The sequence below is a fragment of the Sphingopyxis sp. CR5 genome, assembly GCF_059693785.1.
The window spans coordinates 319,892-342,526 of sequence record NZ_JCATIE010000001.1; the positions used below are offsets into that span (position 1 = coordinate 319,892).

24 protein-coding genes are annotated in these 22,635 nt (G+C 65.7%); 14 read left to right on the top strand and 10 right to left on the bottom strand.

Annotated elements, in window-relative coordinates:
- Window positions 1-26 precede the first annotated feature (26 nt).
- On the bottom strand, window positions 27-1,163 hold the full coding sequence (locus tag AC58D2_RS01460) for a beta-ketoacyl-ACP synthase III (protein WP_497386627.1): 1,137 nt from the start codon (window positions 1,161-1,163) through the stop codon (window positions 27-29).
- Between the two features lie 191 nt (window positions 1,164-1,354).
- On the opposite strand from AC58D2_RS01460, the gene AC58D2_RS01465 reads away from it, so the two are divergent.
- Complete coding sequence (locus AC58D2_RS01465) at window positions 1,355-1,906, top strand: hypothetical protein (RefSeq protein ID WP_497386629.1); 552 nt, start codon at window positions 1,355-1,357, stop codon at window positions 1,904-1,906.
- Window positions 1,907-1,924: 18 nt separating this feature from the next.
- Here AC58D2_RS01465 and AC58D2_RS01470 read toward each other — a convergent pair whose 3' ends face one another.
- Genes AC58D2_RS01470 through AC58D2_RS01485 form a run of 4 tightly spaced genes read right to left on the bottom strand, consistent with a single transcriptional unit; the run spans window position 1,925 to window position 5,790 of the window.
- Complete coding sequence (locus AC58D2_RS01470) at window positions 1,925-2,971, bottom strand: phosphotransferase (protein ID WP_497386631.1); 1,047 nt, start codon at window positions 2,969-2,971, stop codon at window positions 1,925-1,927.
- Window positions 2,968-4,059: an Rv3169 family protein gene (locus tag AC58D2_RS01475; RefSeq protein ID WP_497386633.1), complete on the bottom strand. Its 1,092-nt coding sequence runs from the start codon at window positions 4,057-4,059 to the stop codon at window positions 2,968-2,970. The genes AC58D2_RS01470 and AC58D2_RS01475 overlap by 4 nt, the downstream gene beginning before the upstream one ends.
- A gap of 49 nt (window positions 4,060-4,108) precedes the next feature.
- The gene (locus AC58D2_RS01480) at window positions 4,109-4,963 is read right to left on the bottom strand and encodes a metallophosphoesterase family protein (protein ID WP_497386635.1); all 855 of its coding nucleotides are present in this window, start codon (window positions 4,961-4,963) and stop codon (window positions 4,109-4,111) included.
- Window positions 4,960-5,790 carry a diacylglycerol/lipid kinase family protein gene (locus AC58D2_RS01485; protein WP_497386637.1) on the bottom strand — a complete coding sequence of 277 codons (831 nt, stop codon included), beginning with the start codon at window positions 5,788-5,790 and terminating at the stop codon, window positions 4,960-4,962. The genes AC58D2_RS01480 and AC58D2_RS01485 overlap by 4 nt, the downstream gene beginning before the upstream one ends.
- Window positions 5,791-5,887: 97 nt before the next feature.
- On the opposite strand from AC58D2_RS01485, the gene AC58D2_RS01490 reads away from it, so the two are divergent.
- Both AC58D2_RS01490 and AC58D2_RS01495 read left to right on the top strand, forming a co-directional pair.
- Window positions 5,888-6,814 carry an alpha/beta hydrolase gene (locus AC58D2_RS01490; protein WP_497386639.1) on the top strand — a complete coding sequence of 309 codons (927 nt, stop codon included), beginning with the start codon at window positions 5,888-5,890 and terminating at the stop codon, window positions 6,812-6,814.
- A complete protein-coding gene (locus tag AC58D2_RS01495) occupies window positions 6,811-7,584 on the top strand; it encodes a nucleotidyltransferase family protein (RefSeq protein ID WP_497386641.1) in 774 nt (257 codons plus the stop codon). Before AC58D2_RS01490 ends, AC58D2_RS01495 begins: the two co-directional genes overlap by 4 nt.
- A 19-nt stretch (window positions 7,585-7,603) precedes the next feature.
- On the opposite strand, the gene AC58D2_RS01500 is transcribed toward AC58D2_RS01495, so the two are convergent.
- From AC58D2_RS01500 to AC58D2_RS01510, 3 genes are all read right to left on the bottom strand, one after another.
- Entirely contained in the window at window positions 7,604-8,296 is a 693-nt protein-coding gene (locus AC58D2_RS01500) for a nucleoside/nucleotide kinase family protein (RefSeq protein ID WP_497386643.1), read from the bottom strand.
- 4 nt (window positions 8,297-8,300) lie between these two features.
- Window positions 8,301-9,041, bottom strand: coding sequence for a methyltransferase family protein (locus AC58D2_RS01505; RefSeq protein ID WP_497386645.1), 741 nt, complete (start codon window positions 9,039-9,041; stop codon window positions 8,301-8,303).
- Window positions 9,042-9,154: 113 nt separating this feature from the next.
- Complete coding sequence (locus AC58D2_RS01510; protein WP_497386647.1) at window positions 9,155-10,687, bottom strand: lipopolysaccharide biosynthesis protein; 1,533 nt, start codon at window positions 10,685-10,687, stop codon at window positions 9,155-9,157.
- 155 nt (window positions 10,688-10,842) lie between these two features.
- Here AC58D2_RS01510 and AC58D2_RS01515 point away from each other — a divergent pair, with 155 nt between their 5' ends.
- The 3 genes from AC58D2_RS01515 to zapE are packed head-to-tail and all read left to right on the top strand — an operon-like array spanning window position 10,843 to window position 13,297.
- Entirely contained in the window at window positions 10,843-11,625 is a 783-nt protein-coding gene (locus tag AC58D2_RS01515) for a succinate dehydrogenase iron-sulfur subunit (protein WP_497386649.1), read from the top strand.
- Between the two features lie 40 nt (window positions 11,626-11,665).
- Window positions 11,666-12,157 carry a PaaI family thioesterase gene (locus tag AC58D2_RS01520; protein WP_497386651.1) on the top strand — a complete coding sequence of 164 codons (492 nt, stop codon included), beginning with the start codon at window positions 11,666-11,668 and terminating at the stop codon, window positions 12,155-12,157.
- Entirely contained in the window at window positions 12,158-13,297 is a 1,140-nt protein-coding gene (gene zapE / locus AC58D2_RS01525) for a cell division protein ZapE (RefSeq protein ID WP_497386653.1), read from the top strand.
- Here zapE and AC58D2_RS01530 read toward each other — a convergent pair.
- Entirely contained in the window at window positions 13,247-14,290 is a 1,044-nt protein-coding gene (locus AC58D2_RS01530; protein ID WP_497386655.1) for a polysaccharide deacetylase family protein, read from the bottom strand. The two genes, zapE and AC58D2_RS01530, sit on opposite strands and share 51 nt — an antisense overlap.
- 69 nt (window positions 14,291-14,359) lie before the next feature.
- Entirely contained in the window at window positions 14,360-14,899 is a 540-nt protein-coding gene (locus AC58D2_RS01535) for a phosphatase PAP2 family protein (RefSeq protein ID WP_497386657.1), read from the bottom strand.
- A 314-nt stretch (window positions 14,900-15,213) separates the two neighbouring features.
- Here AC58D2_RS01535 and mdh point away from each other — a divergent pair, with 314 nt between their 5' ends.
- The 8 genes from mdh to AC58D2_RS01575 all read left to right on the top strand — a co-directional run bounded on the left by mdh (window position 15,214) and on the right by AC58D2_RS01575 (window position 22,635).
- Complete coding sequence (gene mdh / locus AC58D2_RS01540; protein WP_497386659.1) at window positions 15,214-16,176, top strand: malate dehydrogenase; 963 nt, start codon at window positions 15,214-15,216, stop codon at window positions 16,174-16,176.
- Window positions 16,176-16,484 carry a hypothetical protein gene (locus tag AC58D2_RS01545; protein ID WP_497386661.1) on the top strand — a complete coding sequence of 103 codons (309 nt, stop codon included), beginning with the start codon at window positions 16,176-16,178 and terminating at the stop codon, window positions 16,482-16,484. Before mdh ends, AC58D2_RS01545 begins: the two co-directional genes overlap by 1 nt.
- A gap of 27 nt (window positions 16,485-16,511) precedes the next feature.
- On the top strand, window positions 16,512-17,402 hold the full coding sequence (gene sucD / locus AC58D2_RS01550) for a succinate--CoA ligase subunit alpha (protein WP_497386663.1): 891 nt from the start codon (window positions 16,512-16,514) through the stop codon (window positions 17,400-17,402).
- Between the two features lie 105 nt (window positions 17,403-17,507).
- Complete coding sequence (locus AC58D2_RS01555) at window positions 17,508-17,798, top strand: GIY-YIG nuclease family protein (protein ID WP_497386665.1); 291 nt, start codon at window positions 17,508-17,510, stop codon at window positions 17,796-17,798.
- A 51-nt stretch (window positions 17,799-17,849) separates the two neighbouring features.
- Window positions 17,850-20,663 carry a 2-oxoglutarate dehydrogenase E1 component gene (locus AC58D2_RS01560; protein ID WP_497386667.1) on the top strand — a complete coding sequence of 938 codons (2,814 nt, stop codon included), beginning with the start codon at window positions 17,850-17,852 and terminating at the stop codon, window positions 20,661-20,663.
- 19 nt (window positions 20,664-20,682) lie between these two features.
- Window positions 20,683-21,909, top strand: a complete 1,227-nt coding sequence (gene odhB / locus AC58D2_RS01565) for a 2-oxoglutarate dehydrogenase complex dihydrolipoyllysine-residue succinyltransferase (RefSeq protein ID WP_497386669.1) — start codon at window positions 20,683-20,685, stop codon at window positions 21,907-21,909.
- Window positions 21,906-22,268 (top strand): hypothetical protein, encoded by a 363-nt coding sequence (locus AC58D2_RS01570; protein WP_497386671.1) that lies wholly within the window; start codon window positions 21,906-21,908, stop codon window positions 22,266-22,268. The genes odhB and AC58D2_RS01570 overlap by 4 nt, the downstream gene beginning before the upstream one ends.
- Window positions 22,269-22,272: 4 nt before the next feature.
- A complete protein-coding gene (locus AC58D2_RS01575) occupies window positions 22,273-22,635 on the top strand; it encodes a gamma-glutamylcyclotransferase (RefSeq protein ID WP_497386673.1) in 363 nt (120 codons plus the stop codon).

Genomic DNA, 22,635 nt, shown 5'->3' on the forward strand with positions numbered 1-22,635 from the left:
CCTTCGCGGAGACGACGATATGCAATTCAGGTCTTGCGAACGAACACCGTTCCCGCCGAATACCCCGCCCCGAACGAGCAGATCAGCCCGGTGTCGCCCGCCGCCATATCCTCGTGGTTCAGGTGAAAGGCGATGATCGATCCCGCGCTCGACGTGTTGCCATAGGTGTCGAGCACCGTCGGGCTCTCGTCCTCGCTCGCTTCGTGGCCCAGCACGCGCTGGGCGATCAGCCGGTTCATGTTGGTGTTCGCCTGGTGCAGCCACAGGCGGCGCATGTCGGCGCCCGCGAGTCCCAGCGTCTCCATTTCCCGGGCGATCATCGCTGCGACCATCGGCACGACTTCCTTGAACACCTTGCGCCCTTCCTGGACGAACAGCTTGTCGGTCCTCGGCCCCGACTGGTCGATGGCGCCGTGGGTGCGGTTCAGAAAGCCGAAGTTGTTGCGGATATTGTTCGAAAAGACGGTTTTCAGCCTGGTGCCCAATATGTCCCAATGCCCCGCCGGCGCGATGCCTTTATCTTCGACCAGGATCGCCGTCGCGACGTCGCCGAAAATGAAATGGCTGTCGCGGTCGCGCCAGTTGAGGTGCCCCGAACAGATTTCGGGATTCACGACCAGCACGCTCTTCGCGTGGCCGGCGCGGATATAGTCGGCCGCCGTCTGGATGCCGAAGGTCGCCGAGGAGCAGGCGACATTCATGTCGAAGGCGAAGCCGTCGATGTCCAGCGCGTCCTGAATCTCGATGGCCATCGCCGGATAGGCGCGCTGCATGTTCGACGCCGCGCACAGCACCGCATCGACATCCCTTGCGTCGCGCCCGGCGCGGGCAAGCGCGTCCTTCGCCGCCGCGACGCCGATCTCGGCAAGGATCGACGGCTCGTCGTTCGACCGCTCGGGCAGTCGCGGCGCCATATGCTCGGGGTCCAGGATTCCCGCCTTGTCGACGACATGGCGCGATCCGATGCCGCTCGCCTTCTCGATGAATTCGACGCTGGATTCGGTCAGCTCGGTGACGTCGCCCGCCGCGATCGCCTCGGCATATTTTTTGTTGTGCAGTGCAACATAATCGTTAAAACTGGCGACAAGTTCTTCGTTCGAGATGGTTTCGGCGGGGGTGAACAGGCCGGTTGCGGACAGGACCGGCTGCGGTGCGTTGGGCATGATGGCTCTCTCGCGTGTCTTATGGTTTCAAGACGGTGATTAGGCCCGGTCCCCGCGCGGCGCAACGCCCGACAGGCTTGCTGAACCCGTCCCGACATCATGGTTAACCAGCCGCTAACCAATCTGGTGGCATATTGGCAGATGCAGGCCTCCGGGGGATGGCTTTCCGGGCGCCGTGCGGGAGCATGACCATGGCGACGCGTTCAGGACCGGCAGCAGGCGATCTCTCGATCGCGGAAATCAAGGAATTTGCGGGCTTTCCCGCCGCCACCCAGCGCTATATCCGCCGGTCGCTCGATATCGGACTCGAACGCGACGACGCGATCGCACGCTGGTCGCGCGACATGGTCGAAGAGACCGCGATCCGCGTACAGGCGAAAATCTATCGGCGGCTGGGCGACATCCGCTCGCATATCCCCGACGACAGCGGCCTCGATGCGCTCGAAGGCTTCATGGCACCGCTCGTCACCGTGTCGGCGTTCGATCTGGGCCAGGACCGGCTTCCCGGCTTCGCGGCCTATCGTTTCCTTTACGAACGACTGCTCGGTGCGCATGCGCGGCCGTGGCTGCCGGGCGCCTTTTGCGCCGCGGCGTCGCTGCCGCATCTGCATCCGGACAAGCGCAAGCTGCTGCTCCAGTCGATCAGCGAAGCGGCCGCGACGGCGCCCGGCTGGTCGGCGCGCGAGCCGAGCTTCTATCCCGAATGGGTCGACAAGATCGACGAGACCAAGCCCGCCAACTAGGGTCCCGACCAAGGCGCGTCAGGGCAGGAGATCGAGGCTGCCGAGCGCCAGCGCCTGGCGGGCCGGACGCTCGGCCATCACCGCGAACATCTCGTCGCCGCGCGCGGTGCGTTCGACGTTCATCGATGCGAAAACCGCCATGAAATAGCCGCTGAGCGCACCGACCCGATAATCGCTCCACAGCGCGTCGGCGTCGGGCGCGATGCCGCGGTCGCGCAGCGCCGCGATCCAGCGATCGAAGGCGGGGCGGTCGGCCGCGGCCCGTTCGGCCGGGTCGGCGATGCTGGTGCCCACCAGATAGGCCAGGTCGGCGGCGCCGCTGCCGCGCCCCAGCGTCTGCCAGTCCACCAGCCAGCACCCGCGTCCGTCGGGGGCAAAGAGAATATTGTCGATCCTGAGGTCGCCGTGCACGATCGTCCGCGCGGCGGGCGTGCGGGTCAGATAGGCCTCGAGCCGCTCGACGAGCCCGGCACCGACGTCGAGTATCTCGGGCGCCAGCCGGCCGACGTACCGCTCGCGAAAGCCGAGATAGAGTTGCGGGAACAGCGCGCGGACCAGGTCGCCGCTGTCGCGCGCCAGCCACGGCAGCGTGTCGAGCCGCGCATCGTTCCACAACAGCGCGTGCAATCCGGCGGCCGCCTCGATGCAGGGGGCCAGCCCGTCCAGGCCCAGCCCCGCCAGCTGATCGCCCTGGCGCGCGGGCGCGAGATCGTCGAGCAACAGGATGAAATCGACGTCGTTCGGGGCGATTTCGGCATGGTGGCAATGCGGCGCGGCAACCCCGCTGCCCGCCGCCAGCTCGCGATACCAGCTCACTTCCTTGACATAGGTGCCGGTCAGCGCCGCGATGTTGCGGCTCGCCTCGTCGTGGCTCGGGCATTTGGCGACGACGCTGGCGGGCGCGTCGACGCGATCCGCCCAGTCGAGCGTCAGGCGAAAGCTGTCGCACATCTGGCCGGTTCCGACCTTTTCGGTCGCGAAGCCGCGCAGCGCGGTCACCGGCTGGCCGAGCCGGGCCGCGAGCCACGCCGGGGTCATCGCCTCCGGCGACGTCGGAAAGCTCATCGCACGGGGTCCATCGGGCCCGTGAGCCCGGTCGGCGCGTGCGGACCGACGAACAATTGCTCGAGCACCCCGACGCCGCGGTGCAGGCTGTCGCCGTCCGCCAGTTCGGCGGTGACAAGCGCCTGGATATGCAGCGCGAGCGGATTGCCCCAGTGCCGGTCTTCCTCGATCAGCCGGTCGTGCGCGACCGCCGGATCGGGACCGTGGTCGAGCCCGTGGCTCCATTGCGGGTGGGTATAGCCGAGCCCGCTCATCGCGAACACCGGCCCCGACGGCGTCAGCCGCAGCGAGCGGCCGGGGTCCAGCTCTACATCGAGCCGGGCCAGCCGCCGCGTCCCGGCGTCCCACGTCGCCGCAAAGCTCGCGCCGTCGAAATGGCGCTCGGTGCCTCCGTCGCTTACGACCACCGCGCGGCGGTTCCACGGGGTGCCGTCGCCATCGTCGTTGCTGTGGAAAAAAAGCGAACGGTCGGCGAAATTGCACGGCGTCCACAGCCAGAAGAACTGGTTGAAATTGCCGTCGGGCGGCGGTTGCGGTTCGCTCGCGCCGACGGGACGAATGCCCCAGCTCCGATCGCGGGTTCCCGCGCAGTCGGCGCCCAGATCGATCCGGACGCCATCGACCGAAAGCCAGCCCGACCAGCGGCCGTTCTGCGTCATCCGGGTGTAGTCCATGAACATCCGGGTGCCGTTGCGGCGCACGAAGCGCGGCTCCTCGATCGGGAAATGGCGCCCCGTGAAGCTCAGCTCGCCCGCAAGCGGGCCATCGTTCGGGGCGATCCGCACCGTGACGCGCTCGAGCGGGGCGTCGATGACGATCGCGATCGGGCCGACCGACAGGTCGAGCCGCTCGCCGCCCGACCGCCGGCTCGCGCGAAGATTGTGCTGCACGCCGCCGACAAGGACGCTGACACTGGCATCGACAATGCCGAGCTGCGGATAGAATCCCATCGCCGCGGCCAGAAACAGCGACCCGTCGGCGCTATAGCCGTTGAAGAAATAGCGGTCATAGAAATTGCGGTCGGTGCCCGCAAAGGCCACCGGCTCGCTCGTCTGGTGCAGCGGATAATCGTCGCCTTTTGTCAGCATGAACCCTCATCCCGTTTTTTCTTGCAACCTAACGGGAAGACGGGCCGCGTCAATGCACCGGTGGATCGACCGGCGGGACCGCGCCGACGGGGGCGACAGGCTCTCCGGGCGCGCGCGGCGGCATCGCATCGGGCGGGATGTCGCAGATCTGCATGTCGGGGGTCGGCACTTCGGCCAGGTTGCGCACCGTCACGTCGATGGCCCCGGCCGCGGCGTCGATGCGCAGCGCGTTGAAGCTCGGCGGGGTCGACCGGATGCGCCGCGACAGCGTTCCCGCGCCGATCATACGGATCGGACCTTGCGCGGTCGGCTTGGTGAGGTCGAATGCATCATGGACATGCCCGGTGAGCACCGCGGCGACTCCGCGCGCCGCAAGCTCGCCCAGGGCGTGTTCGCCGCCGCGGGTCAGGGCGCGGCCGCTGGTCCCCGCCTCGACGAGCGGGTGATGGGCGGTCACCAGAACCTGCGTTCCGGGCGGCTGCGCGTCGATCGCGGCGAGCGTCTTCGCGAGCGCCCTTCGCGTCACGCAGCCTTTCGACCAGTCGAGCCGCCATTGCGCGCGTGCCGTCGTCTTCAGCGGCACGATCGCGACGCCGGGCAGGTCGAGTTCGCGTTCGAGCACGTCCTTGATGCGGCCGATGCGGCGATAGGGGTGGAGGAAGCGTTCGACGGGGTTGAAATAGGGCAGGTCGTGGTTGCCGACCTCGACCGTCACCGGCACCTCGAGTGCGCCGATCCAGTCGCACGCGGCGGCGAATTCGCGCGACCGGGCGCGCATCGTCAGGTCGCCGGTGACCAGCACCGCATCGGGCGCTTCGCGGCGGACGCAATCGCCAAACCAGGCCAGCGCCGCCGGATCTTCCAGGCCGAAATGCAAGTCACTGATATGAAAGACCTTTATCATGCGGTGGCCAGAAAGGCGACAGTACTGGTATTGCCCCAGACTTGGCTATAGGCGCGAAGTTCGGCAATTTCCCCGTCGAGCTCGACCGCGATCGGCGCGGAGCTTTCGAGCGTCAGCATCGCCGCCGTTGCGATCGCTTCGCTCGGCCCGTCGCGAAAATCGCCCCCCAGCCACGCCAGCCCATGCCGCAGGATGTCTGCGGCCGATTCGGCCAGGACGCCGTGGGCGCGAATGCCGCGCGGTGTCGGGGTCAGCACGATCGCCGGATAGTCGGCGCCGTCCGGTGCGACGCGCACCCCCGGGGCTTCGAGCATGGCGGCGAGCGCCTCGGGCGCCTCTTGGCTCGCTTCGATCAGGCCGTCGCTCCGCAACGTCTCCCGCACCTCGGCCCAGCGCGTCGCCGGCCCGGCGACGAGGGTGATATAGGCATCGCCCGCGTCGCAGCGGATGATCGGCGGGAAAATCCTGCGCGCGCGGCCCGAAAGTGCATCCGACAGTATTTCGTCGGCCGTGCGGTCCCCGTGCAGAGCTTTCGACAGCAGGTTGAGCGTCCCCCCGGGCAGCGGCACGATCGCACCGTTCCAGCCTTTCGCGGCGCCGGCAGCGGCGTTGATGGTCCCGTCTCCCGTCCAGACGAGCAGCGTGTCGATCCCCGCCCTGGCGAGCGCGTCGGCATCTGGAAGCCCGGCATCGGGCAGGGTGAAGGTCGCGACAAGCGGCGTGCCGGCCTCGCGGCAGCGGCCGGACAGGGTTTCGAGCATGATTTCATCATGGCTCCCGCTTCGGCTATTGCAGACGAGGGCGGGACGCCGGACAGCATGGGTCATGCCTGTCCTACGCACGAGGCGAGAAAAGGTGACGGCGCTTGTCGTGACCCGCGACGCGCGGTAGGGGCGCGGGACGCGCAGGCAAGGACGGCGGCTTTTGATCAAATTTCTGTTCGTGGCGATTCTCCTGCTGCTGCTGTTCGGGGGCGGAGCCAAGATGGTCGTCGCCGGTGGCGCGCGATCACTGAACGCGGCCGACCGCCTGCTCGGTTCGGGCGACGGTGCCCAGCTTTTGATCGCCGACCAGCCCTATGGCCGCGGACCGCGCCAGTCGCTCGACGTCTGGGGGCCGGAGGGGACGCAGGCGGGGGATCGCTTGCCCGTCGTGATCTTCTTTTACGGCGGCGGCTGGAACAGCGGGGATCGCAAAAGCTATGGCTTTGCGGGGCGCGCGCTCGCGCAGCAGGGCTTCCTGACGATCATTCCCGATTATCGGCTGACCCCCCGCGCCCAGTGGCCCGATTTCCTGATGGATAGCGCGGCGGCGGTCGCGTGGGTTCGCGAGCATGCCCCGGCGATCGGCGGCGACCCGGATCGCATCGCCCTGATGGGTCATTCGGCGGGCGCCTATAATGCGGTAATGCTCGCGCTCGACCCGGACTGGCTGCGTAAGGCGGGAAGCGATCCGTCGGCGATCCGGGGTGTCGCGGCGCTGGCCGGCCCCTATGATTTCCTCCCGCTTGAAAAGGGCGGCAGCGCCGACAAGGCGATGGGCAAGGTGCGCCCGGCCGAACGGACGCAACCGATCACCTATGCGCGCGGCGACGCCCCGTCCCTGTGGCTCGCCACGGGCGAGGACGACGATGTCGTGCGTCCGCGCAACAGCCGAAATCTGGCGGCGGCGATAGAGCGCGCCGGCGGCGACGCGACGTTGCGCCTCTATCCGGGCATGGGCCACACGGGCATCGTCATGGCGCTGTCGGCGCCGTTTCGCGGCAAGGGGCCGGTGCTGGCGGACGCGACCGATTTTCTGCGCGGCGTTACGGCGCGCCGCGTCGCGCCGATCGAAGCCGCGGCGCAATGACCCCGCCGATCTCCGCGATCGTGATGGCCGGCAGCCGCCCCGGCCCGGACCCGTTGCTGACCGGCAGCGGCGTGACGACCAAGGCGTTGCTGCCGATCGCGGGCAAACCGATGCTCGCGCATGTCGTCGACGCGCTGCGCGCCGCGCCCGGGGTCGGGTCGATCATCGTTCTGGCGCAAGACAGCGCGCGGCTTGCCGCCGAGCCCACGCTTGCCGGCATCGACAACCTGCACTTCGCCGATTCGGGACAGGGAATCAGCGCGTCGCTCGCGGCCGCGCTTCCGCCGGGCGACACGCCGGTTCTGGTGACGACCGCCGACAATGTCCTGCTCACGCCGGCAATGATCGCGGAGTTTCTGGCGGCTGCGGCCGAAAGCGATGTCGCGGTTGCGATGGTCGAAAAGGAGGTGTTGCTCGCGCGCTATCCCGAATCACGGCGCACCTGGCTCAAGTTCCGCGGCGGGTGGTGGTCGGGAGCGAACCTCTTTCGGCTTCGCGGACGCCGCGTTCTGCCGCTGCTGGATTTTTGGTCGCGGATCGAGCGCGACCGGAAAAAGGGGTTGAAGATCATCGCGGCCTTCGGTCCCGTGCTGCTGCTCGCGGTGGTCCTGCGGCTGATCACCATTCATCAGGGGGTGGCGCGCGCCGGCGCCCGTTTTGGATTGAAGGCTAACGTCGTGCCGATGTCCGACGGCGAAGCCTGCATAGACGCTGACAAGCCAGCCGATATCGAGTTGATCGAAAGGATCATGGCGGCGCGGGGCAAATAGGTGCACCCGCGAAAGGAGACTATGTCGTCGCAGTCAGCGCGCGGTCGATCGCTGCGATCGCCAGCGCCAATTCCTCATCATAGGGAAGCGTCGCGTCGATATCGACGATCGGCGCGCCGTTGAAGGTCAACTGCGGCACGGTTTCGACCTTGCGCGCGATCAAGGCGCGGTCGTGGTCGGGCTTGCGTGCCATGACCGTGTCGACATCGACGTGAAGCCGGATGACCAGCGTCGGCACATACGCCGCCATTTCGGCATAGAGCGCGCGCTCCTCGGCCTGGATCGCCGCGAGGTGCGAGGTCGTGGCACGTCCGGCGAGGATCGCGCCGTCGTGGAGGCCAGGGACTTCGATCTGCGGATACCGGTCGGTGACGATGGTGATGCCGGCGCGGCGGCGAGCCAGCAATTCCTCGAACTTCGCACGCCGCTTGCGCGATTTTCCGAGCGCGTAGCGTGCGGCGAAGCGGCCGGGGATCGGCTCGTCGCGTTCGCGCAGTCGGTCGGCGATGCCGTCGAGGAAGCGGTGGAGCGGCGGGCCGACGATCGGCCAGCGGCCGATACGACGCCCCTGTTCGCCCGACCCGAGACCGAGATAGCCCGCCTCGGCCGGGCGCGTTGCCCGGATATGCGCGAGCAGATCGGCCGACAGGGTGGACTTGCCCGACCCGTCGCTGCCGACGACGGCGATCAGGGGAGCGAGATCGCTCCCCATCGCGTCAGCTCAGTTCCTTGAAGAAGCCGATCATCTTCAACCCGCCGATGAAGAAGCGGACGACGACCAAGGCGGCATAAGCATAGATCCAGTTCCACTGGGCCGGGGTCAGCGCGTCGAAGTTGAAGTCGAGGCGCGCGAACCAGGTCAGGAAGACCGCGGTGGCGAGCAGGAACAGCTTGTTCTGCTCGCGCCAGATCATCCGCTTCCACCAGAAGGGATATTTGGGCTTCACCCAGCCCGACAGGCGCGGCAGGAGTGCGGGCACGTCCTTCGCCCATTCGGCATGCGCGGCGCCGAATTTTTCGCGCAGGAACTCTTCCTCGTAGATCGAGATGCGCTCATAGATCAGCACGGCAAGCAGAAAGACGATCGCACCGAACACCCAGCTTCCCGACAGCATCGCAAGGCCGGTGAAGTTCAGGATGCGCCCGACATAGAGCGGATTGCGCACCAGGCTGTAGGGGCCGGTCGTGTTGAGCTCGCTCGCCTCGGCGGCGACCTTGGCGCGGCCCGAGGTGCCGAGCGCGGCCCAGCCACTCGTGAAGATGCGGACGATCGCGCCCGCACTGGCGACCGCCAGCGATATCCAGAACCAGGCGCAATCGCCGGTCGCGGTCTGGAACGGACCCCAGTCCTTGGATACCCAGGCAATCAGCACCGAAATCGCGATGGTGATGTAGATATAGGTGCCGCGGATGAAAAAGAGGCGCTTGCCGCTGCGAGCGAGTTCTTGCTGGTACATGCTGTTCCGCCTGTTGGCCGCTGTGCGGCAAATTACGAGCCGTCCCCTCTAGCAAAGTTTGCGGCCAAAATAAGACCCAACCCGTCATCGTCACCAGCATGACGAAAGCAGGGTCAGACCAGCTTGAGCTTGCGCGCGGTCTTGCCGAGCGACGCGCGGTCGGCATGGGGCAGGGCGAAGCGCAGCGACAGCCAGATCGCGCCCGCCGCGATGAGGGCGATAAGCGGCAGCGCGGCGGCGTCGGGCAGGCGGCTCACCGCGAGCGCGAGCAGTCCGGCGGCGATGGTGATCGCGAGCCCGATCGCCGCGACCTTGGGGAACTGATGGTCGAAGGGCTGGAGTTGCTCGCCCGCCGCAAGCTGGATCATCGGAATGCCCGCCATGACGACAAGGCCGATGGCCATCGCCAGCGTCACCCCGGTCAGTTCGTCCATGTGGCCGACGATCAGCCAGCCGGCGCCCAGCGCCACGAGCACACCGAAGATACTCGCGGTGAGCTGGTGGCGAAAGGCGGCGACGACCTGGAGCACCGGCAGCGATATGCCGAGCACGGCCTCTATCGCGCGCGCGAAAAGCAGGATGACGACGGCTCCCTGCGCGACATGAGCCTGCGCGCCGAACAGGCCGAGCAGCGACGAACTGCCCGCCGCGAGAACCGCCGCGAGCGGCAGCGCGATCGCCGAAATCAACCGCGTCGCATAGGCATAGATGTCCGCGACCTGCCTCCGGTCGGCACGCTCGGCGCTCGCCGCGAGCGGCGCGAGGACATAGACGAAGGCGATGCGGACCAGCTGGACGACGCTCGACAGCTTGCGCGCGATGGTGAACAGGCCCGCTGCCGCCGCGCCGCCTGCCCCGGGGATGAGCAGATTGAGGATCAGCGCCGGTGCGTCGCCGAACAGTCGTGCGATGACGTTCGAGGGCAGGATCGACAGGCCGGCCCAAAAGGTGTCCGTCGCGGTCCGGCCACGCCACGGCCCGCGCCACAGGTCGCCGAAGCTGTAATAGCGCGCAAGCAGGCGGATACAGAGCAGAGCGGTGATCGCCAGCGAGCAGATATGGGCGATGAACAATCCCTTGAGGCCCAGTCCGCCGACGAAGAACAGGCCGGCGAAGACCAACCGCATGATCTGTTCCCACACGATGCGCAGCCGGATCTCGGCGCCGAACACCATCCGCGCGCGCATCGCCGACGTCGCGATCTCGACGAAGGCCCACAGGGGAAGTGCCCAGACGAAGAGCTGGATCGCGGGGACGACGAGCGGGCGATCGCGCGCCGCGACGTTGAGGAAGGGCGCAAGGTCGGCGGCGAAGAGCGCGATTGCTCCCGCGACGACCAGGCACGGTCCAACCCCGAACAGCATCGCGGTGCGCAGCGCCGCGGCGGCGTCGGCGTCGCTCGCCGACTGCGGCACGGTGCGCTGCATCGCGCTCGTCATGCCGAGGTCGAAGATATTCTCTATCAGGTTGATCGTCGCCCACAGCACCGCATAGAGGCCGTAGCCGGCGAGCCCGAACATCGCGACATAGAGCGGCTGGGCGACGATCTCGACCACCGCGCCGAGCCGCGCGAGGACGGTCGTGCCGAGCCCCTTCGCAACGTGGCGGCTGGTCACGGCTGACGCGGGGGCGGGCTCTTCGCTCATCGCTGCGCCCCTAAGTGGTATTGAGGCGAAAGAAAAGCTGTGTGCTCCCGCCTTCGCGGAGATACACGAATGCGATTCGATGGGGACATCACCCCCTTGCCGTCGCGGTTCATCGGGTCTAGGCGTCGGCCCGATTGCACAAGGGAGCCCGCGACATGGCCGAATTTCGCCTGCCCAAGAACAGCCGCGTGAAGAAGAGCGGCACGGTTCATACTGCCGAGGGCGCGACCAACGTCAAAAAGTTCAAGGTCTATCGTTACACTCCCGACAGCGGCGAGAACCCGCATTTCGACACGTTCGAGGTCGATCTCGACACGTGCGGGCCGATGGTGCTCGATGCGCTGATCAAGATGAAGAGCGAACAGGACAGCTCGCTGACTTTTCGCCGTTCGTGCCGCGAAGGCATCTGCGGCAGCTGTTCGATGAACATGAACGGCAAGAACGGCCTCGCCTGCACCACCGCGATCGAGGATCTGAAGGGCGACATCCGGATCACCCCGTTGCCCCATATGGAAGTCATCAAGGATCTGGTCCCCGACTTCACCCATTTCTATGCGCAATATGCCTCGATCGAGCCGTGGCTGAAAACCAAGACGACGACCCCGAGCGGCAAGGAGCGGCTGCAATCGCCCGCGGAGCGCGAAAAGCTGGACGGGCTGTACGAGTGCATCCTCTGCGCCTGCTGCTCGACGAGTTGCCCTAGCTATTGGTGGAACAGCGACAAGTTCCTTGGCCCGGCGATCCTGCTCCAGGCCTATCGCTGGCTCGCCGACAGCCGCGACGAGATGACCGGCGAGCGTCTCGACGAACTCGAGGATCCGTTCCGCCTCTATCGCTGCCACACGATCATGAACTGCGCCAATGCGTGCCCGAAAGGGCTCAGCCCCGCGCGCGCGATTGCCGAGATCAAGAAGATGGAAGCCGAGCGGCAGGTCTGATGACGGCTTGCGTCGACGGCGGCATGGCGAACCTCACCCCATGAATGACGGGATAGAAGAGCCGAAGCGCCGCGATAATTTCAGCGCCGAGGCGCTCGATGACGGCTGGGTGAGCTGGAACCTGAAGGATCCCAGCCGCTTCAACGCCTTTATCGAACCCCTGTCGGTGCGCCGTGAAGAACCCACGCCCGACGGCCGCCCCCGTGCGCGGGTCCGGATGCTGCCCGAGCGCAAGCACAGCAACCTTGGCGACAACGTCCATGGCGCGGTGACGCTCGCGCTTGTCGATATCGCGCTGTTTGCCGCCTCGCACCAGTTCGGGTCGCTCGATGCCGGCCATTCGGTGACGCTCGACCTGTCGACCCAATTTGTCGGGGCCGGCCGGATCGGCGAACCGATGGACGCCATAGTCGAACTGGTACGCGAAACCGGGCGACTGATCTTCCTGCGCGGCCTGGTCGTCCAGGGGGAGGGCGATGCGCATATCGTGCTGAGCTTCGCGGGTACGATCCGCAAGGCGAGCAAGCGCTGAATGACGCTGCTCGCGGTCTATGATGCGCTGGTTGCCGCCAGCGAGCTGAAGCCGGACCCCGAACAGCGCACCGCCGCCGAACGACTGGCGCTGCTGCAGGACGAGCTGGAGGCGGCGCCCCCGCGCGGCAGCCTGCTCTGGCGCATCGCGCGTCGCAAGCCGCCGTCGCCGCGCGGCGTGTATCTGTGGGGCGCGGTCGGTCGCGGCAAGTCGATGCTGATGGACCTGTTCTACGACCGACTCGCTATCCAGCGAAAGCGGCGCGTCCATTTTCACGCCTTCATGCAGGACGTGCATGCGCGGATGCGCGAGGTGCGGCGCACCGAGAGCGGCGACCCGATTCCGCAGGTCGCGGCCATGCTGACCGAGAATGTCCGCTGCCTCGCGTTCGACGAAATGGTGGTGAACAACAGCGCCGATGCGATGATCCTCTCGCGCCTGTTTACGGCATTGATCGAAGAGGGGGTCACCGTCGTTGCGACCTCGAACCGTCCGCCGCACGATCTCTACAAGGATGGGCTCAACCGCGAGCATTTCCTGCCCTTCATCGCCCTGATCGAAGAGCGGCTCGACGTGATGAGCCTCAACGGGCCGACCGACTATCGCCGCCATCGCCTCGGCGACGGCAAGCGCTGGTTCGTGCCCGCCGATGCTGCGGCGACCGAGGCGCTCTCGGCGGCTTTTTTCCGCCTGACCGATTATCCACCCGAAGACCGCGCGCACGTGCCGTCGCTCGACCTCGATGTCGGGGGCGGTCGCGCGTTGCGGGTGCCCAAGGCCCTGAAGGGCGTTGCCGTCTTTTCGTTCAAGCGCCTGTGCGGCGAAGCGCGGGGCGCGTCCGACTATCTGGCGGTCGCACGGCAATTCCACACCGTCATTCTGGTCGGCATTCCGCGCATGGGGCCGGAGAATCGCAACGAGGCGGCGCGATTCGTGACGCTGATCGATGCGCTCTACGAATATAAGGTCAAGTTGCTGGCGAGCGCCGCGGCCGAGCCCGACCAGCTTTACGTCGCGGGCGACGGCGCCTTCGAATTCGAGCGTACCGCCAGCCGCCTCGCCGAGATGCAGTCCGACGAATATCTCGCCCTAGGCCATGGCCAGGATGATGCTCCCGACAAACTTCCCCCAGCGCGATGAGTTGGCGGCGACATAAGTAAGGCTGCGGATGTAATGGACCTCGTGCGCGAGATGGCCGACTCCCTGTTCGACGACGCGTTTCCAGGTGCGAACCGGGCGCGGAGCGGCGGCTTCGATGCGCCCCGGCTGCACCGGCGGTAGCGGCAGCCCTTCAAATCCGCCGCTCGTCACGCGCGGATCGTCTGCGACAGCGCGGCAAAGCGCCTTCAGCCGCGCGACCGCGAGCCGGTTGACCACCGCGCGATCGCGACTCATCAATTCGAAGCTATGGCTGAAGGCCGAAAACTGGATCGCCTCGCTCTCTACGGCATGGGCGAGAGCGTCCCGCATCTCTTCCTTGGACATGGCGCACAACTGGGCCGGGCGAAAGCGACCGGGCTTGTCCATCAATCCGCTGACCGGAACTTCGCAGATGCCGTTGTGAAACCGCATGCCCAGATTGTCGGCGTCGAGGCCGATCCGGCATTCGCGGTCGCGATAGGCGGCGTTGAAGCTGCTGTCGTAGCGAAAATCGAGGGCGGCGAGGGCGCGAAGCGTATCGTCGTTGGCCCCGAAGTTCCCGGCGCGGAATGCCGTGGGCGGCCGTGCACCCGCGCGCTCCAATATGTCGCGGGCCAGGCCGATCAGCTTTTTCTGCGCGGCAAGGGAGAAATCGCCGATATTGCGGCCGAGTTGCTTGCCGACCGGGTTGAAGCGCGCGAATTTCAGCCATTCGGTGTGAATATGGAGCTGCACCTCATGGCCGCGCTCGACGATCGGCCGGACGATGTCGGCGATGATCCGGGGTCCATAGACGAGCGCGGGCATCGGATCGACGAAGAAAACACCCTTTATCCCGTGGGCTTCGAGCAGGTCCATCTGGAACAGGATCCCGAAATCGCCGTCGCGACAGCGGCCGAGGATCGAGCTTTCGAAATTGGCGCGCGCGTCGGCCCCCTTTTGGTAAAGGGCAGCCGACAATTCGGTGTCGAAGCTGATAATCGCCCGCGTCATGGCGATCGTGCGTAGCAAGAGGGCCTAAAAGGACGGTTAAGTGCCCTATAGGGCCTGAGCCCGGTCGATTCAGAAGCGCATGGTCATCGCGACGCCACCGCTCTTGGTATCGCCCCAGGGGAAAATCTGCACGCGGTCGCTCGCCTTGCGGGTGATCAGGAATCCCGACGCTTCGCCGATCGCCGCGCCGACGAGCACGTCGTGGACATGATGCTTCTTCGCCTCGACCCGGCTCAACCCGACGAAGGCCGCGACGATCTGCGCCGGAAGGCCGACTTCCCAGCCATAGCGGTTATGCAGCGTCGCCGCGGCGGCGAAGGACATCGATGTGTGGCCCGAGGGAAAGCTCTTGTTGTCGCTGCCATCGGGCCGGCGTTCGGGAAACGCCTCTTTCAGGCCATAGGTGACGCCTGCCGACACGCCGATGCTGCCGCCGGCCTGGAGCGCGCCGTCCCAGTCGCCCTGGACCGCGGGAACGCCGAGCGCAGCGACGACCAGCGCGTCGCGGGCGATCGATCCGGCATCGTCCCAGCCTTTTTCGCTGGCTTGCGCCGGGATACCCGCACCCAGCGATGCGGCCGCCAGGGCGGCTGCGAGATATATCTTCATGGCATCGGCTCTCCCTTGCGCCGGACGCCCCTACCGCCATTTGTCTTACGCCTGTCGCCGACGAACGCAAGATGGCTGTCCGCAGCCGCCGGATGCGCCAGGATGACCGACACGGCTTCACTCATGCACCCTCAAAAGATATTGCGAACTATTTGCAAAGAAAGCCGGTTTTTCCTCCTTTTCGCGGTTGTTTCGTTAACGGAATCGGCGTAGGGGCGTCGCCATCCTTGGGACCGGCAAGAGGCTTTGGCCCGTGCCCCCGCCGGTCTGTGAATCACTTTGCCGGGCTTGCCACGAAGGGAGTGCCGCGCACCATGGGACGTAAGAAGATCGCGCTGATCGGCGCCGGGAATATCGGCGGAACGCTGGCGCTGCTCGCCGCGCAAAAGGAACTCGGCGATGTCGTTCTGTTCGACGTGGTCGAAGGCGTGCCGCAGGGCAAGGCGCTCGACCTGTCGCAGGTCGGTCCGATCGCGGGCTTCGACGCGAAGATCACCGGTACCAATGATTACAAGGACATCGCGGGCGCCGACGTCATCATCGTCACCGCCGGTGTCGCCCGCAAGCCGGGCATGAGCCGCGACGATTTGCTCGGCATCAACCTCAAGGTCATGAAGGCGGTGGGCGAGGGCATCAAGGCGAACGCCCCCGACGCCTTCGTCATCTGCATCACCAACCCGCTCGACGCGATGGTCTGGGCGCTGCGCGAATTCTCGGGGCTGCCGCATAACAAGGTCGTCGGCATGGCCGGCGTGCTCGACTCGGCGCGATTCAGCCACTTCATCGCCGACGAATTCGACGTATCGGTGAAGGATGTGAACACCTTCGTGCTCGGTGGTCACGGCGACACGATGGTTCCCGTCGTCCGCTACTCGACCGTCAACGGCATCCCCGTTCCCGACCTCGTCAAGATGGGCCTGTCGACGCAGGACAAGATCGACGCGATCGTCAAGCGCACCCGCGGCGGCGGCGGCGAGATCGTCGCGCTGCTCGGCACCGGATCGGCCTTCTACGCGCCCGCAGCCTCGGGCATCGCGATGGCCGAAGCCTATCTGGGTGACCAGAAACGCATCCTGCCCTGCGCGGCCTATGTCGACGGCCAGTATGGCGTCGATGGCCTGTACGTCGGCGTGCCGGTGCAGATCGGTGCGGGCGGGGTCGAGAAGATCGTCGAAATCGAACTCGACGACGCCGACAAGGCGGGCCTGCAGGTCTCGGTCGACGCGGTCAAGGAACTGCTCGACGCGTGCAAGAATCTGGACCCTAGCCTAGCCTGATGGACGTGGGCCTGCTTCTTGTAATCCTGATTGGGGCGCCGATCATTGTGGTCGGCGGCATCCAGTTTCTGATTTTCAAGCTTGCAGGGGCCGCGACGCTTAGAGCGGTTTGTGCCGTTGCGGCGTCTTATTGTGCGTTCGTATTGGTGTCCTCTTACGGCGCTCCGCCGGTTTATGGAAACCGGGTCGCCTACGCGGGAATCGCAGACGGAATTACGGGAGTTCTACTTCTCGAATGTCTCGCGATTTTGCTCTGGCCGTTGGGGCGTCGCTTTTTCAGTTGGCTAGAGGCGCCGGCGCGCGGCTGATGCCGGAACAAAGATAGGAATAGATAAATGAGCATCCTCATCGACAAGAATACCAAGGTCATCACGCAAGGGATGACCGGTGCCACCGGCACTTTCCACACCGAGCAGGCGCTCGCCTATGGCACCAAGATGGTGGGCGGCGTGACGCCGGGGAAGGGCGGCACGACGCACATCGGTCTGCCGAACTTCAACACCGTTGAAGAAGCCAAGGCGGCGACCGGCGCGACCGCGAGCTGTATCTATGTTCCGCCGCCGTTCGCGGCCGATTCGATCCTCGAGGCGATCGACGCCGAGATGGAGTTGATCGTCTGCATCACCGAAGGCATCCCGGTACTCGACATGGTGAAGGTGAAGCGCGCGCTGTCGGGTTCGAAGTCGCGGCTGATCGGCCCGAACTGCCCCGGCGTGCTGACCCCCGACGAATGCAAGATCGGCATCATGCCGGGCAGCATCTTCAAAAAGGGCAGCGTCGGCGTCGTCTCGCGCTCGGGCACGCTGACCTATGAAGCCGTGTTCCAGACCACCAACGCCGGCCTCGGCCAGACCACCGCCGTCGGCATCGGCGGCGATCCGGTCAACGGCACCAACTTCATCGACGTACTCGAACTTTTCCTGGCCGACGACGCCACGAAGAGCATCATCATGATCGGCGAGATCGGCGGCGACGCCGAGGAGCAGGCGGCGCAGTTCCTGATCGACGAAGCCAAGCGCGGCCGCAAGAAGCCGATGGTCGGCTTCATCGCGGGCCGCACCGCGCCTCCGGGCCGCCGCATGGGCCACGCCGGCGCGATCGTGTCGGGCGGCAAGGGCGACGCCGAAAGCAAGATCGCGGCGATGGAAGCCGCCGGCATCACCGTGTCGGCCAGCCCGTCCGAACTCGGCACGACGCTGGCGGAGGTTTTGAAGGAGCGGGTGTGATTTCAGGGCAACCTGCCAATTCGTGTGTCCCCGCGAAGGCGGGGACCCATTGCAGCGTTGCATGGGTCCTCGCCTTCGCGGGGACACACGGATGGGGTGCTTGAGATGGTCCGCCCCGGCTATGTTTACATCATGGCAAGCCGGAAAAACGGGACCATCTATATCGGCGTGACGAGCGACCTGCCCCAACGGGCATGGCAACATCGCGAAGGCATGGTCGAAGGTTTTACAAAGGATTATAGTTGCACACTGCTGGTATGGTTCGAGATGTTCGAAAGCATTCATGACGCCCGGCAGTTTGAAGCGCGAATGAAGAAATGGAAACGGGCTTGGAAGATCAAGCGAATTGAGGAACGAAATCCCGATTGGACCGATCTATTCGAGACGCTTGTTTAGTCCCCAAAAGATGGGCCCCTGCCTTCGCAGGGGCACAGCGAGTGAAATGATATGAACCTCGAACGACAGAGCTTTGACATCGACGAGCCGCAGGCGGGGCCGAGTTGGGCGCCGAAGAACTGGCCGCCCACCCTCAGCGACGACTGGACCGCTGCACTGGACCCGCAGCAGATGCAGGTCGCGGTCAAGGCGGCCGCCGCGAAAGCCGGCGCTCCGTTGTCGAACGCGGAGGTCGAGCGCGCGGCGGACGATTCGATCCGCGCGATGATGCTGATCCGCACCTATCGCGTGCGCGGTCACCTTGCCGCCAATCTCGATCCGCTGCACCTGTCGACGCGTGAGCTTCCTGCCGATCTGACCCCCGAATATCATGGCTTCGTCGGTCCCGATCAGGACCGTCCCGTCTATCTGGGCGGCACGCTGGGCGTCGAGCGCGCGACGGTGCGCGAGATCGTGTCGATCCTGCAGGCGAACTACTGCGGGCATGTCGGCCTGGAATATATGCACATCGCCGACGTCGAGGAACGGCGCTTCCTGCAGGACCGGATGGAAGGCGCCGACAAGCGCGTCGAATTCACCAAGGAAGGCAAGCAGGCGATCCTCAAGAAGGTGATCGAAGCCGAGGAGTGGGAGAAATTCCTCGCCAAGAAATATGTCGGCACCAAGCGCTTCGGCCTCGATGGCGGCGAGGCGATGATCCCGGCAATGGAATCGATCATCAAATACGGCGGCCAATATGGCGTGCGGGAGATCGTGTACGGCATGGCGCATCGTGGGCGGCTGAACATGCTCGCGAATGTGATGGCGAAACCGTATCGCGTCATTTTTCACGAATTCCAGGGCGGCAGCGCGAACCCCGACGATGTCGGCGGATCGGGCGACGTCAAATATCACCTCGGCACCTCGACCGACCGCGAGTTCGACGGGATCAGCGTCCATATGTCGCTCGTCCCCAACCCCTCGCACCTCGAAGCGGTCGATCCGGTCGTGCTCGGCAAGGTGCGCGCGCAGCAGGTCCACCGCGACGACCTGGCCAAGCACGAACAGGTGCTCCCGGTGCTGATCCACGGCGATGCGGCCTTCGCGGGTCAGGGCATCGTGTGGGAATGCCTCGGCTTCTCGGGCGTCCCCGGCTACAACACCGGTGGTTGTATCCACTTCATCGTCAACAATCAGATCGGTTTCACGACGAGTCCCGCTTTCGCGAGATCGTCCCCCTATCCGTCGGACGTCGCGAAGGGCGTCCAGGCGCCGATCCTGCACGTCAACGGCGACGATCCCGAAGCGGTAACCTTTGCCTGCAAGCTCGCGATCGACTTTCGCCAGCAGTTCAAGCGCGACATCGTGATCGACATGTGGTGTTATCGCCGCTTCGGCCACAATGAAGGCGACGAGCCGAGCTTCACCCAGCCGCTGATGTACAAGATCATCCGCAAGCATCCGCCGGTCAGCGAGCTGTTCGGTGCGCGGCTGGTCGACGAAGGCGTGATCGAGGGCGATTTCGTGGCCTCGCATCGCAGCGATTTTACCGCCCATCTCGAAGACGAGTTCAAGCTCGGCGCGAACTACAAGGCGAATAAGGCCGACTGGTTCGCGGGCCGCTGGTCGGGGCTCTATGCCCCGAAGGACGAGGGCAATACACGCCGTAACGTCGAAACGGGCGTCGAGCGCAAGCTGTTCGACGCCGTCGGCCGCGCGATCACGACGATCCCGGACGACGTCGACGTCCACAAGACGCTGCGCCGCGTGATCGACGGGCGCGCCGAGATGTTCAAATCGGGCGATAATTTCGACTGGGCGACCGGCGAGGCTCTCGCGTTCGGTACGCTGCTCAGCGAAGGCTATCAGGTGCGCCTGTCGGGTCAGGATTCGGGGCGCGGCACCTTCAGCCAGCGCCATGCCGTCTGGGTCGATCAATCGACCGAGGCGAAATATGTTCCGCTCAAGACGCTGCCGCACGGCCGCTTCGAGGTGCTCGACAGCCCGCTTAGCGAGTATGGGGTGCTCGGCTTCGAATATGGCTATGCGATGGCCGATCCGAAGAGCCTCGTGCTCTGGGAAGCGCAGTTCGGCGACTTTGCCAACGGCGCGCAGATCATGATCGACCAGTTCATCGCGAGCGGCGAGGCGAAGTGGCTGCGTGCCAACGGCCTCGTCCTGCTGCTGCCGCACGGTTATGAAGGGCAGGGGCCGGAGCATAGTTCGGCGCGCCTCGAGCGCTTCCTGCAGCTGTGCGCGGGCGACAATATCCAGGTGTGCAACATCACCACGCCGGCGAATTATTTCCATGTGCTGCGCCGTCAGATGCTTCGCGATTTCCGCAAGCCGCTGATCATCATGACGCCGAAGTCGCTGCTGCGCCACAAGCTCGCGGTCAGTCCGCGCGAGGATTTTCTGGGCGACAGCCACTTCATGCGCATCAAGTCCGACATGACCCCGCCCGCCGACGACAAGATCAAGCGGCTGGTGCTCTGTTCGGGCAAAGTCGCCTATGACCTGATGGAAGCGCGCGACAGTGCCGGCCTCGACGATGTCAGCGTCGTACGCATCGAACAGCTTTACCCCTTCCCGGGCGAAGCGCTTGCGGTGCGGCTCAAGCGGATGAAGAATCTCGAATGCGTCGTCTGGGCGCAGGAAGAGCCAAAGAACAACGGCGCCTGGTTCTTTGTCGAATCGCTGATCGAGGAAGCGCTGGACGAGGCCGGGCACAAGGATATGCGGCCGCGCTACGCCGGTCGCCATGCCGCCGCGTCGCCGGCCACCGGGCTGATGAGCCGCCACCAGACCGAACAGGCGGCGCTCGTCGCCGACGCGCTGGGCCTCAGCGTCCGCGCCGAAATCCGCCGCACCAAGAAAAAAGCCTGATCCCCAAGGAACGAACCCCATGAGCACCGAAGTCAAAGTTCCCACCCTCGGCGAAAGCGTCACCGAAGCGACGATCGGCGAATGGCTTAAGCAGCCCGGCGAGGCGGTTGCCGCCGACGAACCGATCGCCAGTCTCGAAACCGACAAGGTCGCGGTCGAAGTGCCGTCGCCCGTCGCCGGGGTGATGGGGCAACAGGTCGTCGCGGTCGGCGACACCGTCAATGTCGGCGCGGTAATCGCGACGATCGAGGCGGGCGATGGCAAGGCTGCGCCCGCGCCGGCGCCCAAGGTGGAAGCGAAGGCGGAAAGCGCGGCGCCCGCGCCCGCCGCGACGGGCGGCGAGAGCGTCGACACCGTCACCACCATGTCGCCGGCGGTGCGCCGCCTTGTCCTGGAGCACGGGCTCGACCCGACCAAGATCAAGGGCAGCGGCAAGGATGGGCGGCTGACCAAGGAAGATGTGCTCGCGGCCGCCAATGCCGCGCCCGACGCATCGCCCGCGCCGAGCCCGGAAGCCGCAGCCCCCGCTTCAGCAAGCGCGCCCGGCCGCAAGGAAGAGCGCGTCAAGATGACGCGCATGCGCCAGACGATCGCGAAGCGGCTCAAGTCGGCGCAGGATACGGCGGCGATGCTGACGACATTCAACGACTGCGACATGTCGGCGGTGATCGAGACGCGCGAGAAGTATCGCGACATTTTTGAAAAGAAGCATGGCGTCCGCCTTGGCTTCATGAGCTTCTTCACCAAGGCGGTGGCGCTCGCTGCGCACGATATTCCGGCGGTCAATGCGCGCATCGATGGCGACGAGATCGTCTATCACGATTATCTGGACGTGTCGGTCGCCGTGAGCGCGCCGAACGGGCTTGTGGTGCCCGTCGTGCGCAACGCCGAAAGCCTGTCCTTCGCGGACATCGAAAAGGCGATCGCCGACCTTGGCAAGCGCGCCAAGGACGGCACGTTGACGATGGACGACATGACCGGGGGCACCTTCACCATTTCGAACGGGGGCGTGTTCGGCGGTCTGATGTCGACCCCGATCATCAATCCGCCGCAGTCGGCGGTGCTCGGCCTTCATCGCATCGAGGACCGGCCAGTCGTGCGCAACGGCGAAATCGTGGTCCGTCCGATGATGTACCTCGCGATGAGTTACGATCATCGGCTGGTCGACGGCCGCGAGGCGGTGACCTTCCTGAAAACGATCAAGGAAGCGATCGAGGATCCGACGCGGCTGTTGATCGACCTTTGACGGCCGCGCGCCACGCCAAAGCGAAGGAGATGGGCATGAACTTGCAGTCGTTCGCCGCGACGCGCGTCTGGTTTGCGGGTGCGGGCCTGACGGCGGCGATGGCGCTGGCGGGCTGCGGTGAGGCAAAGAAGGAGTTCGACGACGGCTACAAAAAGCAGTTCGTCGATTCGTTCGTCAAGTCGTGCCAGGCCAGCGCGAGCGAGAGCGGCGCTCCCGCCGATATTGCCGCGACCGTTTGCCGCTGCGCCGCCGACGAACTGGTCGCGAAATACAGCCCGGCGCAGCTGATGTCGCTTTCCGACGACAAGGCCGTGCCGGTGATGAAAACATGCGCCAAGCGGGCGGGGCTGGAGGTCTAGGCCGATGGCTGCGGCCCTCGAACCGCTGTTCGCTTATGGCAGCTTGCAGCGCGCCGACGTGCAACGCGAGCAGATCGGGCGGATGCTCGACGGAACGGCGGACGCCCTCTCGGGATTTCGCATGGGACGTATCGCGATCGACGACGCGGAGGTCGTCCGGCGGAGCGGGGAGACGCATTATCCGGTGCTCGCTGTCGACGCAGCGGCTTCGCAGCGCGTGGCGGGCACCCTATATTGGCTGACGAAAGACGAATTGGCCGCGGCCGACGCTTATGAGGCCGAAGACTATGAGCGGCGGCACGTGACGCTGGAATCGGGTCGTGCGGCCTGGGTCTATGTCGCGTCGCCGGGACTCGAAATGGAGTGA

Coding starts and splice junctions, on each gene's coding strand:
- AC58D2_RS01470 (WP_497386631.1), bottom strand. CDS start 2,971: ATGAGCTTTCCGACGTCGCCGGAGGCGATGACCCCGGCGTGGCTCGCG.
- sucD (WP_497386663.1), top strand. CDS start 16,512: ATGAGCATCCTCATCGACAAGAATACCAAGGTCATCACGCAAGGGATG.
- AC58D2_RS01515 (WP_497386649.1), top strand. CDS start 10,843: ATGGCCGAATTTCGCCTGCCCAAGAACAGCCGCGTGAAGAAGAGCGGC.
- AC58D2_RS01485 (WP_497386637.1), bottom strand. CDS start 5,790: ATGACCCATGCTGTCCGGCGTCCCGCCCTCGTCTGCAATAGCCGAAGC.
- AC58D2_RS01560 (WP_497386667.1), top strand. CDS start 17,850: ATGAACCTCGAACGACAGAGCTTTGACATCGACGAGCCGCAGGCGGGG.
- AC58D2_RS01530 (WP_497386655.1), bottom strand. CDS start 14,290: ATGACGCGGGCGATTATCAGCTTCGACACCGAATTGTCGGCTGCCCTT.
- AC58D2_RS01475 (WP_497386633.1), bottom strand. CDS start 4,059: ATGCTGACAAAAGGCGACGATTATCCGCTGCACCAGACGAGCGAGCCG.
- AC58D2_RS01520 (WP_497386651.1), top strand. CDS start 11,666: ATGAATGACGGGATAGAAGAGCCGAAGCGCCGCGATAATTTCAGCGCC.
- mdh (WP_497386659.1), top strand. CDS start 15,214: ATGGGACGTAAGAAGATCGCGCTGATCGGCGCCGGGAATATCGGCGGA.
- AC58D2_RS01465 (WP_497386629.1), top strand. CDS start 1,355: ATGGCGACGCGTTCAGGACCGGCAGCAGGCGATCTCTCGATCGCGGAA.
- AC58D2_RS01460 (WP_497386627.1), bottom strand. CDS start 1,163: ATGCCCAACGCACCGCAGCCGGTCCTGTCCGCAACCGGCCTGTTCACC.
- AC58D2_RS01510 (WP_497386647.1), bottom strand. CDS start 10,687: ATGAGCGAAGAGCCCGCCCCCGCGTCAGCCGTGACCAGCCGCCACGTT.
- AC58D2_RS01535 (WP_497386657.1), bottom strand. CDS start 14,899: ATGAAGATATATCTCGCAGCCGCCCTGGCGGCCGCATCGCTGGGTGCG.
- AC58D2_RS01480 (WP_497386635.1), bottom strand. CDS start 4,963: ATGATAAAGGTCTTTCATATCAGTGACTTGCATTTCGGCCTGGAAGAT.
- AC58D2_RS01505 (WP_497386645.1), bottom strand. CDS start 9,041: ATGTACCAGCAAGAACTCGCTCGCAGCGGCAAGCGCCTCTTTTTCATC.
- odhB (WP_497386669.1), top strand. CDS start 20,683: ATGAGCACCGAAGTCAAAGTTCCCACCCTCGGCGAAAGCGTCACCGAA.
- AC58D2_RS01545 (WP_497386661.1), top strand. CDS start 16,176: ATGGACGTGGGCCTGCTTCTTGTAATCCTGATTGGGGCGCCGATCATT.
- AC58D2_RS01555 (WP_497386665.1), top strand. CDS start 17,508: ATGGTCCGCCCCGGCTATGTTTACATCATGGCAAGCCGGAAAAACGGG.
- AC58D2_RS01575 (WP_497386673.1), top strand. CDS start 22,273: ATGGCTGCGGCCCTCGAACCGCTGTTCGCTTATGGCAGCTTGCAGCGC.
- AC58D2_RS01500 (WP_497386643.1), bottom strand. CDS start 8,296: ATGGGGAGCGATCTCGCTCCCCTGATCGCCGTCGTCGGCAGCGACGGG.
- zapE (WP_497386653.1), top strand. CDS start 12,158: ATGACGCTGCTCGCGGTCTATGATGCGCTGGTTGCCGCCAGCGAGCTG.
- AC58D2_RS01495 (WP_497386641.1), top strand. CDS start 6,811: ATGACCCCGCCGATCTCCGCGATCGTGATGGCCGGCAGCCGCCCCGGC.